Below are 12,842 nucleotides of genomic sequence, written 5' to 3' on the forward strand. Positions count from 1 at the left end.
GGCCGCCCCAATGATGGGGGGAGGACCGCCGCATCCGCCACGCCGTCAACTACATTGCGTTGACGTCGAACTGCAGCCGCTTGGCCGAGTCGATGGACTTGTGCGCCTTGACCTGTTCCAGCACTTTCTCCGGGAACGGCGCGTCGAGATAGAGCAGCGCGATCGCGTCGCCGCCCGGCCGGTTGCGGCCGAGCTGGAAGTTGGCGATGTTGACGCCGTTCTCGCCGCACACCGTGCCGAGCAGGCCGATAATGCCGGGCGCATCGGCATTGGTTGTGTAGAGCATGTGCTGGCCGACCTCGGCGTCGAGATTGATGCCCTTGATCTGGATGAAGCGCGGCTTGCCGTCGGAGAAGCAGGTGCCGGCGATCGAGCGCGTCATGTGCTCGGTCTTCACCGTCAGCTTGATGTAGCCGTCGAACACGCCCGACTTGTCGCGCTTGACCTCGGCGACGATGATGCCGCGCTCCTTCACCATGATCGGCGCCGACACCATATTGACGTCGGCGACCTGCGGCCGGATCAGTCCGGCAAGCGCGGCACTGATCAGGGCACGCGTGTTCATCGTCGCGGTCGAGCCGTCGAACAGGATCTCGACCTCGTTGATCGGGTCCTCGGTGACTTGGCCGACAAAGGCGCCGAGCACTTCGGCGAGCTTGACGAACGGCTTCAGCCGCGGTGCTTCCTCGGCCGTGATCGAGGGCATGTTGATGGCATTCGAAACCGCGCCCTTGATCAGATAGTCGGCCATCTGCTCGGCCACCTGGAGCGCGACATTTTCCTGCGCTTCCGCTGTCGAGGCGCCGAGATGCGGCGTTGCCACCACATTCTCCATGCCGAACAGCGCGTTGTTCTCCGCCGGTTCGACCTCGAACACATCGACGCCAGCGCCCGCCACCTTGCCGCTCTTCAGCGCCGCGACCAGGTCGGCTTCGACGATGAGCCCGCCACGCGCGCAATTGATGATGCGCACGCCGTTCTTCATCTTGGCGATCGCCGCCGCGTCGATGATGTTGCGCGTCTTGTCGGTCAGCGGCGTGTGCAGCGTGATGAAATCGGCGCGGGCGAAAAGCTCGTCCAGCTCGACCTTGTCGACGCCGAGTTCCTCGGCGCGCTTGTCCGACAGGAACGGGTCGAAGGCAACGACATGCATCTTCAGGCCGACGCCGCGCGTGGCGACGATCGAGCCGATATTGCCGCACCCGATGACACCCAGCGTCTTGCCGGTGATCTCGACGCCCATGAAGCGGTTCTTTTCCCATTTGCCGGCATGGGTCGAGGCATTGGCCTCCGGGATCTGGCGTGCGAGTGCAAAGATCATGGCCACCGCATGCTCGGCCGTGGTGATCGAATTGCCGAAAGGCGTGTTCATCACGATGATGCCCTTGCGGCTCGCCGCCGGGATGTCGACATTGTCGACACCGATGCCGGCGCGGCCGACGACCTTGAGTCTTGTCGCGGCGTTGATCAGTTTTTCCGTGACCTTGGTCGCCGAGCGGATGGCAAGACCATCATACTGGTCGATGACTTCGAGCAGCTTTTCCTTGTCCTTGCCGAGATCGGGCAAATAGTCGACCTCGATGCCGCGGTCCTTGAATATCTGGACGGCGGTGGTGGAGAGTTTGTCAGAGACGAGAACGCGGGGCGCCATGGCGGCCTCCTTGAATTGGATTGTTGGGAAAGGGCGGCCCGCAGGCCACCACGAAATCTCAGGCTGCGGCCTTCAGCGAAGCCTTCTGTGTGGCGAAGGCCCAGTCGAGCCAAGGCAGCAGCGCTTCGAGATCGGAGGTCTCGACGGTGGCGCCGCACCAGATGCGCAGACCGGAAGGTGCGTCACGATAGGAGCCGATGTCGTACGCGACGCCCTCCTTGTCGAGCACAGAGACGATCGCCTTGGCGAAAGCCGCCTGCCCGTCGGCGTCGAGCGCCGCGACATCGGCGTCGGTGAAGGACAGACACACGGACGTGTTGGACCGTGTCGCCGCATCGACCGCGAGATGGCCGAGCCAGGACGACTTGTCGACAAAGCCATCGAGCACGGCGGCATTGGCATCGGCTCTGGCAATCAACGCATCGAGACCGCCGATCGACTTCGCCCAATGAAGCGCATCGAGATAGTCCTCGACGCACAGCATCGACGGCGTGTTGATGGTCTCGCCCTTGAAGATGCCTTCGATCAGCTTGCCGCCCGAGGTCAGGCGGAAGATTTTCGGCAGCGGCCACGCCGGCTTGTAGGTTTCCAGTCGCTCGACGGCGCGAGGCGACAGGATCAGCATGCCGTGTGCGCCCTCGCCGCCCAGCACTTTCTGCCAGGAGAAGGTGACGACATCGAGCTTCTGGAAATCGAGCTTTTGCGCGAATGCCGCTGAGGTGGCATCGCAGATGGTCAGGCCCTTGCGATCCGCCGGGATGAAATCGCCATTCGGCACGCGCACGCCTGAGGTCGTGCCGTTCCAGGTGAAGACCACATCGCGGTCGAAATCGATCTTGGTGAGATCCGGCAGTTCGCCATAGCCTGCCTCGACCTTTCTGATATCGGCGAGCTTCAGCTGCTTGACCACGTCGGTGACCCAGCCGGAGCCAAAGCTTTCCCATGCCACCATGTCGACACCGCGTTCACCGAGCAGCGACCACAGCGCCATCTCGACAGCACCCGTGTCCGACGCCGGCACGATGCCGATACGGTAATCGGCCGGAACCTGGAGAATCTCGCGCGTCAGCTCGATCGCCTGTTCGAGCTTGGTCTTGCCGATCTTGGCGCGGTGGGAACGGCCGAGCGCAGCATTCTTCAGTGCCTCGACCGACCAGCCGGGGCGTTTTGCGCAGGGACCTGAGGAGAAATTGGGGTTTGCCGGACGGAGTCCGGGCTTCGTATGCGTCGTCATCGTGGTCTATCCTTCCAGATAGTGGCCCCTCGTTGGGGAGGGGTGGCCCACGGACGGCGATATGCGTTCAGCCCTCAGGCGTCAAGAGGAAAGTTTTTGTCGCTGGCGGCATACCGGCGATACGGGATCAGCATGTCGTGGGCTAAAACGCAAACAGCGGATCGAAGAGATCCGCCGTTGGGCTTCCGAACAGCAAGCTTCCTACCAGAGGTCGTAGCGCAGGCCGAGCTTGACCTGATGATTGCTGATGCCCTTGCGGATCGGATAGGAGGTCAGGCTCTCGGCCGTGACATATTCGGCATCCGGCGCGGAGAAGTACTGGTAGCCGAGATCTACAGAAACATTCTTGGTCACCTGATAGGCCAGGCCCGCATCCAGCGTGTAGGCGAGGGAATACTGGGTCTTGTTGTCGTTCCGGACGAAATCATCCGTAGGGTCGACATTGTCGGTGAAGTAACTCGCCGACAGCTTGTATTTGCTCCGGACCAGCCCAATGCCGGCGCCGAGGTAGGGCGTGATCCCGACATAAGTGCCGAGATCGACATAGCCATTGACCATGCCCGACAGGGAATAATTCTGCAGCGATGCCGACGCGATGGTCGCACCACCCGGCGGCGGCGTCGCCGAATCGTCAAAGCCGACGCCGATCTTGTTGCCGGGCAGATAGCCAAGATTGACGTCGCCGCGCAGATAGTCGTTGAAGTGGTAGCCGAAGCCGATGCTGGCAAAGGCCGGATCCTGCTTCTCGCTGAAGCTCGCGGGGGCGAAGGTGAAATCCTGATCCTCGTAGCTCTTCTGCGCCAGATAAGAGACGTCGCCGCGCAGATACCAGCCCGAGCCGACCTCGACCGGTTGATAGTCCGGCGCCTGATCGACATAGATCGGCGGATCGTAGTCCGCGGCCTGCGCCGGCGTCAGCGGCACAAGGACGAGTGCGGCGAGCGCCGGCGCTGTCAGCGATTTGAAATTCATGGGTCCCCGGCTCCTGAAATTGGCGCCCGTCATTTTGATCGCAAGCGCCGTTTCACCAAGCATTGTTAACCATAGTGGTTAAGTCAGGGTTAAGGATAACGCGGCGTACCGAATTGATTTCGATTGGGTTTCTTCGGCACACGCGGCCGGTTGAAAACGCGCAAGCATCGGCAAACGAAAACCGCCCGGCAAGACCGGGCGGTTCGCGAATTCCTGGATTTCGAAGCGACTACTTGGTGTAGATCGGCTCCGGCTCTGGAACGTAGGGCTCCGGCGATGTGCAACCATTATTGCCGCCGAACTGATAGCGCAGACCGCCTCGTACCTCATGTGTGTTGATGCCATGGTCGAAGCCGGGCCCGGAACTGCTCACGTCGAAGTCGAACATGCGGCCCCCCTCAATGTGAGAGTAGCGATAGCCGGCATCCAGGATCACCCTGTCGGTAAGGCAATAGGACGCGCCGGCCATGAGCGCGTAGGCAAAGCGCCAATTCTTCGACCCGGGGTTGGTCTCGGTTGTGTTCGGGTCGTGGACGGTATCCCATTTGACGTGCGCGCCGCCGATGCCAGCGCCAACATAAGGCGTGATGCCGTGCCAGGTGCCGATATCGTAATAGGCGTTGGCCAAGAGCAGCAATGCGCTCATTTTCGACACTTCGACCGAGGTCGTAACGCCATCGTTGGTTGATCCGTTGAAGTCCGAAGCGAACCAATAGTCGGCTGTCAGGTCGGTACGGAAATGATCGTTGATCTTGTAGCCAATGCCGGCGCCGAGTGAGAAGCCGCCCTTAAGCTCGCCGGAATCGAAAACATTGCTGCCGGGAGGCGGCCCGTAGGTGATATAGTCGATGCCGCGCAAATCCGATTTATGATAGTCGATGTCGCCGCGGATGTACCAGCCGCCGAAATCGGCCGGCTGCTCGTAGGCGATCGGCGCCGGCGCCTCTTCGACCACCGGCGGCTCCGCCAGATCGGCGGCGAATACTGGCCCGGCCACACCTGCGAACAGCGCGGCAAGGAGGGCCTTTTTTGCTGTATTGAACATGTTTGTCACCCCTGAGAACCGTCGGGAAAGTCCAACTTGCCCGAATGTGATTGACCTCAGTTGTGGATAATGAATTGGAAAAGTTAAAAGGCGTTTAACCCTGTCGATTAACCACGAATTCTCGACATTTTAGCAAACAGTCTCCGCCGGCATAACGCTGGGACCAACCCTGGCCGAAACAAAAAGCCCGCCTGCAGGCGGGCTTGAAGTCTTGAGCCGGCAGTTCGCCCCTGCCGTTGGACGCAGCGCAATCAGGCGGCGCTGCGCGTTTCCGAAATAATGTCGACGATGTCGTTGACCACGGCCTCGACCAGCTGTGGGTCGTCGCCCTCGGCCATGACGCGGATCAGCGGCTCGGTGCCGGAGGGCCGTATGACCAGGCGGCCGGCCTTGCCGAGACGGTTGCGCGCGTCTTCGATCACCGCCTTGACCGTGGCTTCCTCAAGCGGCTTGCCGCCGGCGATGCGGACATTCTTCAACAGCTGCGGCACCGGCTCGAATTTCTTCGACAATTCGCTGACCGGCCGGTTCTGCCGCTTGATGCAGGCCAGCACCTGCAGAGCCGAGACCAGCCCGTCGCCAGTGGTCGAGAAATCGGACAGCACAATGTGGCCCGACTGCTCGCCGCCGACATTCAACCCGTGCGCGCGCATATGTTCCACGACATAGCGGTCGCCGACCTTGGTGCGATGCAGCTGCAGCTTCATGTCGCCAAGGAAGCGTTCGAGGCCGAGATTGGACATCACCGTCGAGACGACGCCGCCGCCGGCCAGTCGCCCGCTCTGGTGCCAGGACTCGGCGATCAGCGCCATGATCTGGTCACCGTCGACGATGGTGCCGTTCTCGTCGACGATGACGACACGGTCGGCATCGCCGTCGAGTGCGATGCCGATATCGGCGCGCACTTCATGCACCTTCTTCTGCAGGCCGGCCGGATGGGTCGAGCCGCATTCCTTGTTGATGTTAAAACCGTTCGGATCGACATTGATGGCAATGACCTCGGCGCCCAGTTCCCAAAGTGCTGCTGGCGCCACCTTGTAGGCCGCGCCGTTGGCGCAATCGACGACGATCCTGAGACCCGACAGCGACATTGAGCGCGGCAGCGTGCGCTTGGCGAATTCGATGTAGCGGTCATGCACGCCGTCGACGCGCTTGGCGCGGCCAAGTCCGTCGGAATCGGCGAGCGCCAGTTCGATATCCTTGTCGAGCATGCTCTCGATGCGCTCCTCGATCTCGTCGGAGAGCTTGTACCCGTCGGGACCGAACAGCTTGATGCCGTTGTCGTAATAGGGATTGTGCGAGGCCGAGATCATGACGCCGATATCGGCACGCAGCGAGCGTACCAGCATGGCGACCGCCGGTGTCGGGATCGGGCCGAGCAGGAACACATCCATGCCGGCCGCGCACAGGCCGGACACCATGGCGTTTTCGATCATGTAGCCGGACAGCCTGGTGTCCTTGCCGAGCACGACGCGGTGGCGATGGCTGCCGCGCTGGAACGAGAGGCCGGCGGCCATGCCGACCCGCATCGCGATCTCAGCCGTCATCGGAAACTTGTTGGCGCGCCCGCGAATGCCGTCGGTGCCAAAATAACGTCCTGCCATGCTTGCCAGAATCCCCGTCGGTTTTCAGCCGGCTCGTAATGCCACAATTGGTCCGAGCCCGACTATCACATTGTGTGATTGTATATTACCAATTCTTAGAAAATCATTGTAGCAGGCTGTTCGGAGCGTTGGCAGCGTATCATGACACGGTGTTGCCGCAATATAGCATTCACACTGGGCCACACTGCGCAGATTGGGCCGGTAAGCCGGACTGTTGGAGGGGCAGATCGCAAGGGTCCATCACCTTATCGGGAGAACGCCGTTTAGCATCTGGCGCAGCCTAGCGTTGAGAGCTATTGATTGACACAGATACAACCTATGGGCGCAGCAACGGGAGAACGCCATGCTCATCCACCGACTTGCAACTTTGACGGGTCTTGCCGTCGCAACCTTGTTCATGGCGGCGCCCGCCAGCGCGCTGACCATGGCCCAGTGTAGTACCAAGTATAATGCCGCCAAGGACGCCGGCACGCTGAACGGGCAGACCTGGAATCAGTATCGGAAGGCCGAGTGCGGCACCGACGCGGCGGCCACCACCGAGACCGCAAAGCCGGCGGCCAAGAAGGCCGCTGCGGCCAAGACGGACACGACCAAGGCCGCCGCCGCTGCTGATGACGGCGCCAAGGGTCTGACGGCCAAGGAATGCAGCGCTAAATACCAGACTGCCAAGGCCGCCGGTACGCTCAATGGCGCAAAGTGGAACGACTTCCGCAAGACCGAATGCGCCGCCGGCGCATCCGCCGCGGCAGAACCCGCCAAGGCCACGACCAAGGCCGCAGCCACAACCGACGATGGCGCCAAGGGCCTGACGGCCAAGGAATGCAGCACCAAGTACCAGGCGGCAAAGGCCGCCGGCACACTGAACGGCGTGAAGTGGAACGACTTCCGCAAGACCGAATGCGCCGCCGGGGCCTCGGCCGCGGCAGCACCCGCCAAGGCAACCACCAAGGCAGCTGCCGACAGCAGCGGCAAGGGCCTGAGCATGGCCGATTGCAGCGCCAAGTACCAGGCTGCCAAGTCTGCCAACACGCTGGGCGGCAAGAAGTGGAACGACTTCCGCAAGGCCGAATGCGGCGCCGGCGCAGATGACGACGACACCGTGCCGGCTCCGAGCGAGGCGACCTATACCAGCGAGCCCGAGAAGCCCTCGGTCAGCGCTCCCAAAGGTGTCAAGTTCCCGGCCGCGATCTCGAAGAAATACGCCGGCGAGACGCCGGCCAAGGGCCGCATGCATACCTGCCTCGAGGTGTATTATGCCAACAAGGACGCCAACACGCTCAATGGCCTGCGCTGGATCCAGAAGGGCGGCGGCTTCTACAGCCTCTGCAATGCCAAGCTGAAGAGCTGATCGCGTAGCCATGTTCTCCCGACAAGGGCTCGCGCATCGCAGCATGCGCGGGCCTTTTTATTGCGCTCGAACACACCCGGCGTTGATCGCGTCTACATATCGCGGAAGCTGTCGGCATCATCTATTCGCCCGCACTGCCCACCCCAGACATATCGGTGGTTCGCAAAGATTCCAATTGAACATATGCAGAACAAATGGTATACAAAAGGACATCGAACTTTTGTCAACCAGGAGGGTCTTATGTCCAGATTGAAATTGGCGGCATTGGCTGTGACGGCATGGATTGCGTGGAGCGTCGCCCCTGCAAGCGCACTGACGATGAAGGAATGCGGCGAGGCCTATCGCACAGCCAAGGAAGGCGGCACTCTGAACGGCATGGATTGGACCGCTTTCCGCACAGAGAAGTGTGCGACGTCAGCTGCGGAGCGTGCCAATGCGGATGCGGTCAAAACCGAGCCGCAGCCGCAGAAGGAAACCAGCGCGGCGGTCGCCCCCGCTGTAGCGCCGATGGGCGTGACATTCCCGACCACCCTCGCCGCCGAATTCAAGACCGAGAAGCCCTCGAAGGCGCGGATGAAGACCTGCCTGCAGGGCTACCACGGCAACAAGGACGCGGGTACGTTGAACGGCCTTCGCTGGATCCAGAAGGGCGGCGGCTATTACAGCCTCTGCAACGCCAAGCTGAAGAGCTGATCGACCAGCAGCGTTTGCAGATCGAAGGCCCCCAACCGCAAGGTTGGCGGGCCTTCTCTTGGGTCTTGCCCGTCAAGCGCCTTGTTTCGAGAGCTGGAGCAGTGCGACCAGGCTTGTAAGATCGGCATTGGCCTGGCCGGCAGCCACCCCGCGCTTCATCAGGCTTTGCATCGGCAAGACGAGTTCGGTGCTGACATCAGCCGACCTGCTGGCATCGATGAGATTGACGTAGGCATCAGCCTGCATGCCCAGGTTGGAAACGACATTGCTGGTGTGATCGCCACTGTCGATCTGTTCCGCCCATTTCGGCAGCAGGCCTTGCATCGACTGAAGCCAGGAGGCCAGCAGCGGCATGAACTCGCCGGCCGGGATCCCTGCTGCGCCCGTCAATGCCAACGCCTGCAGAACGCCCGCGAACATGCCGTACATGCCGCTCAGAAGCGAGATATCATAGAGCGGCGCGAGGCAAGCATCCTCGCCGAGGAATTTGCTGGTGCCGAGCGCTCCGAGCTGCCCCGAACAGGCATCGAACGCCTGGCGCGAACCGCTGTAGAGAATCAAGGCGTGCGGCCCGCCGATCATCGGCGGCACCGCCATGATGCCGCCGTCGATATAGCTGGCGCCCTGGCTCACCGCCCAGCCCGACATCGCCCGCGCCTGCTCGGGCGTGCCGTTGGTGAGATTGACCAATGTGCGGCCCGACAGCGCGTCTCGGCTTGGGCCGAGCACCTCACGAACGGTGTCATAGACAAGCAGGCACGGCACGATCAGTGGACTCCATCTGACGGCTTCCTCGACACTCTTGGCCACAATGGCGCCCTTGGCTGCCAAAGCCTCAGCCTTTGCCGGAGAACGGTTCCACACCGTCACCGCATGTCCCTGGTTCAGAAAGGCTTCGGCAAGCGCCGTGCCCATGGCGCCGAGACCGATTACTGTTATGTCGCTCATTCTGCTTCTCCTTGGTTTGGTTGCGCGGTTACGCCGGTGTCGGGCTCAGGTCCTGGCCAAGGCCACCGTCCACGGTCAGCCGCGCGCCCGTGGTGAAGGTCGCGTCGAACGCCAGGAACAGCACTGCGCGCGCCACCTCCTCCATCGTGCCGTGGCGCTTCATCGGCGTGACCGCGTCGCCGATCGCCATGAAGGCGGCCCGCTCCTCGGTCGAGGCGTCGGCCACACCCATCGTCGGCGTATCGATGAAACCAGGGCTGACCACATTCACGCGGATGCGGCGCGGCAGAAGCTCGGCGGCCAGGACCTTGGCGAAGGCGCGCAGTGCCGCCTTCGATCCGGAATAGACGCTCATGCCGCCGGTGCCGGATTCGTCGGCGATCGACGAGGTGAAGACTATGGCGCCACCATCCCTGATGAGGGGCAGCAGGCGCTGCGCGGTGAAGAAAGCGCCTTTGGTGTTGATGTCGAAGGTGCGATCGTAACTGTCCTCGGTGACCCGCTCCACGGGTTCGAGATTGGCCACCCCGGCATTGACGTGAAGGAAGTCGATCTGGCCAAGCTTCTGCCCCACTTCGGCACCGAGCGTGACGATATCGGCCATGTCTGAGATATCGGACCGCACGACATGAGCTCGCGAAAGCAGCTTGGCTCGCGCGGCCTTGATGTTGCGCTGGTCGCGGCCGGTGACCAGGACCTCGGCGCCGCTTTCGATCAGGGCTTCGGCAACGGCGAGCCCCATGCCGTGCGTCCCGCCGATGACAACGGCCTTCTTGTTTGCGTATCGTGTCATGATCCATCCCTTTTGACAAAATCCGGCCGCCGACGGCCTTTGCAGGTCGAAGCGAGGTACCGATATGATGTTGTGGTGTTCGCCGATGCCGGCGAGCTGGTTTGAAGCTATGGACCGGCTTGGTTTTTCTCAAGTACCGACAAAAATGTAAGCTACCCACCGATTGCTCAGAATTGGATGAAACATGGGAAAGAAACAGCCAGATAGTTGCGGATTGGGGCCGGCGCTGGAGGTCATCAGCGGCAAATGGAAGGCGCTACTGCTCTGGCAGATTCACAAGGCGCCGGCACGATTCGGTGAGCTGAAGCGGCTGGTGCCTGACATCAGCGAAAAGATGCTGATCCAACAGCTGCGCGAAATGGAGGCCGACGGCATCGTCCATCGCGAAATCTTTCCCGAGGTGCCGCCGAGGGTCGAATACTCGATTACCGAATTCGGCATCGAGCTGGACAATGCCCTGATCCCGCTGGCCAGATGGGGCAAGCAACATGCTGGCCGGACTGACGGTGTGCGCCCCGGCAAAGCAAATGCATCCGTCCCGCATGCTATTTGAGAGACCCTGAATAGCAAAACGCCGCGGATTGAGCCGCGGCGTTTTCTTGCATCACATGATGTCAGCTCAGCTCGACGGCTGAGGCTCCATGCCGCCTTCGGGCTCGGGACCCTTCTTGCGGCGGCCGGACTTCGGCACAGCCGAGCCGCGGCTTGTGGGGGTGTCATCCCCCAAATCTCGCGCGGGCTTCTGCCCGGCGATCAGCTGCTTGATCTCTTCGCCCGAAAGCGTCTCGTATTCGAGCAGGCCCTGCGCCAGAGCGATCCATTCCTTCTTCTTCTTGGTCAGAATGGACTTGGCCGTGACATAGGCCTCGTCGATCAGGCGGCGTACTTCGGCGTCGATGATCTGCGCAGTCTCTTCCGAGACGTTCTGCGTGCGCGCCACCGAATGGCCGAGGAAAACCTCTTCCTGGTTGTCGCCATAGGCGACGTGGCCGAGCTTGTCGGAGAAGCCCCAGCGCGTGACCATGGCGCGCGCCAGCTTTGTCGCCTGCTCGATGTCCGAGGACGCGCCGGAGGTGATGTTCTCCTTGCCGAACTTGAACTCCTCTGCGACGCGGCCGCCCATCATGATGGCAAGCCGCGAGATCATGTATTTGTAGCTCATCGAATAGCGGTCGCCTTCCGGCAGTTGCATGACCATGCCGAGCGCGCGACCGCGCGGGATGATGGTCGCCTTGTGCAGCGGATCGGCCGACGGCACGTTGAGCGCCAGGATGGCGTGGCCGGCCTCGTGATAGGCCGTGAGTTCCTTTTCGGCCTGGGTCATGGCCGACGAGCGGCGCTCGGCGCCCATCATGATCTTGTCCTTGGCGTCCTCGAACTCGGCCATGGTGACAAGGCGCTTGTTGCGGCGCGCCGCCATCAGAGCGGATTCATTGACAAGGTTCATCAGGTCGGCGCCCGAGAAGCCCGGCGTGCCGCGTGCGATTACCTTGAGGTCGACATTCGGTGCCAGCGGCACGTTGCGCACATGCACCTTGAGGATCTTCTCGCGGCCGACGATGTCGGGGTTCGGCACCACCACCTGGCGGTCGAAGCGACCCGGACGCAGCAGCGCCGGATCGAGCACGTCGGGCCGGTTGGTGGCGGCGATAAGGATGATGCTCTCGTTGGACTCGAAGCCGTCCATCTCGACCAGCAGCTGGTTCAGCGTCTGCTCGCGCTCGTCATTGCCACCGCCGAGGCCGGCGCCGCGATGGCGGCCCACAGCGTCGATTTCGTCGATGAAGATGATGCAGGGAGCATTCTTCTTGGCCTGGTCGAACATGTCGCGGACACGGCTTGCGCCGACGCCGACGAACATCTCGACGAAGTCGGAACCCGAAATGGTAAAGAACGGCACATTGGCCTCGCCGGCGACCGAGCGCGCAAGCAGCGTCTTGCCGGTGCCAGGAGGGCCGACCAGAAGCACGCCGCGCGGGATCTTGCCGCCGAGGCGCTGGAACTTCTGCGGATCGCGCAGGAACTCGACGATCTCTTCCAGATCTTCCTTGGCCTCGTCGACGCCGGCGACATCCTGGAAGGTGACGCGGCCATGCGCCTCAGTGAGAAGCTTGGCCTTCGACTTGCCGAAACCCATGGCGCGGCCGGAGCCGGACTGCATCTGGCGCATGAAGAATATCCACACGCCAAGGATCAGGATCATCGGCAGGTAGGAGATCAGATAGCTGAACAGCGAGTTGGAACCGTCCGACTCAGGCCGCGCATTGATGGTGACGTTCTTGTCCTGCAGCCGCGAGACCAGCTGCGGATCCCCAGGCGAATAGGTCTGGAAGCCATTGGCGTTGTCGGCGTAGGTGCCCGTGATGCGGGCGCCGGCGATGACCACCGTCTTGACCCGGCCGGCCGCGACCTCTTGCAGGAACTGCGAATAGGGAACGTCGGTCGAGGCCCCGCGAGTCTGCGGCGTCTGGAACAGATTGAAGAGAGCAATGAGCAGGACCGCTATGATCGCCCAGAGCGCGAGATTGCGATAATTCGGATTCATCAATTGTCC

11 protein-coding genes are annotated in these 12,842 nt (G+C 62.0%); 3 read left to right on the forward strand and 8 right to left on the reverse strand.

Annotated features, from left to right (window positions below):
* Window positions 1-49 precede the first annotated feature (49 nt).
* From serA to glmM, 5 genes are all read right to left on the reverse strand, one after another.
* Window positions 50-1,651 carry a phosphoglycerate dehydrogenase gene (gene serA, locus ACYG9Z_RS11730; protein WP_023688974.1) on the reverse strand — a complete coding sequence of 534 codons (1,602 nt, stop codon included), beginning with the start codon at window positions 1,649-1,651 and terminating at the stop codon, window positions 50-52.
* Window positions 1,652-1,709: 58 nt separating this feature from the next.
* Window positions 1,710-2,885 (reverse strand): phosphoserine transaminase, encoded by a 1,176-nt coding sequence (locus ACYG9Z_RS11735; protein WP_023684193.1) that lies wholly within the window; start codon window positions 2,883-2,885, stop codon window positions 1,710-1,712.
* Between the two features lie 201 nt (window positions 2,886-3,086).
* Window positions 3,087-3,857: an outer membrane protein gene (locus ACYG9Z_RS11740; RefSeq protein WP_023684192.1), complete on the reverse strand. Its 771-nt coding sequence runs from the start codon at window positions 3,855-3,857 to the stop codon at window positions 3,087-3,089.
* A gap of 229 nt (window positions 3,858-4,086) precedes the next feature.
* On the reverse strand, window positions 4,087-4,902 hold the full coding sequence (locus ACYG9Z_RS11745; protein ID WP_023684191.1) for an outer membrane protein: 816 nt from the start codon (window positions 4,900-4,902) through the stop codon (window positions 4,087-4,089).
* Between the two features lie 251 nt (window positions 4,903-5,153).
* Entirely contained in the window at window positions 5,154-6,506 is a 1,353-nt protein-coding gene (gene glmM / locus ACYG9Z_RS11750; protein ID WP_023673591.1) for a phosphoglucosamine mutase, read from the reverse strand.
* Between the two features lie 343 nt (window positions 6,507-6,849).
* On the opposite strand from glmM, the gene ACYG9Z_RS11755 reads away from it, so the two are divergent.
* Window positions 6,850-7,854 carry a hypothetical protein gene (locus tag ACYG9Z_RS11755; protein ID WP_023716084.1) on the forward strand — a complete coding sequence of 335 codons (1,005 nt, stop codon included), beginning with the start codon at window positions 6,850-6,852 and terminating at the stop codon, window positions 7,852-7,854.
* Between the two features lie 240 nt (window positions 7,855-8,094).
* Window positions 8,095-8,547, forward strand: a complete 453-nt coding sequence (locus ACYG9Z_RS11760; protein ID WP_031198559.1) for a hypothetical protein — start codon at window positions 8,095-8,097, stop codon at window positions 8,545-8,547.
* Between the two features lie 72 nt (window positions 8,548-8,619).
* Here the strand turns inward: ACYG9Z_RS11760 and ACYG9Z_RS11765 are convergent, their stop codons facing one another.
* Together ACYG9Z_RS11765 and ACYG9Z_RS11770 are read right to left on the reverse strand one after the other, a co-directional pair.
* Window positions 8,620-9,495 (reverse strand): NAD(P)-dependent oxidoreductase, encoded by an 876-nt coding sequence (locus ACYG9Z_RS11765; protein WP_023716082.1) that lies wholly within the window; start codon window positions 9,493-9,495, stop codon window positions 8,620-8,622.
* A 28-nt stretch (window positions 9,496-9,523) separates the two neighbouring features.
* Window positions 9,524-10,288, reverse strand: coding sequence for an SDR family oxidoreductase (locus tag ACYG9Z_RS11770; RefSeq protein WP_023753242.1), 765 nt, complete (start codon window positions 10,286-10,288; stop codon window positions 9,524-9,526).
* Window positions 10,289-10,472: 184 nt separating this feature from the next.
* On the opposite strand from ACYG9Z_RS11770, the gene ACYG9Z_RS11775 reads away from it, so the two are divergent.
* Window positions 10,473-10,841, forward strand: a complete 369-nt coding sequence (locus tag ACYG9Z_RS11775) for a winged helix-turn-helix transcriptional regulator (RefSeq protein WP_023726185.1) — start codon at window positions 10,473-10,475, stop codon at window positions 10,839-10,841.
* A 66-nt stretch (window positions 10,842-10,907) separates the two neighbouring features.
* Here ACYG9Z_RS11775 and ftsH read toward each other — a convergent pair whose 3' ends face one another.
* The gene (gene ftsH / locus ACYG9Z_RS11780) at window positions 10,908-12,833 is read right to left on the reverse strand and encodes an ATP-dependent zinc metalloprotease FtsH (protein WP_023673598.1); all 1,926 of its coding nucleotides are present in this window, start codon (window positions 12,831-12,833) and stop codon (window positions 10,908-10,910) included.
* Window positions 12,834-12,842: the final 9 nt, after the last annotated feature.

This window comes from Mesorhizobium sp. RSR380A, from assembly GCF_054719385.1.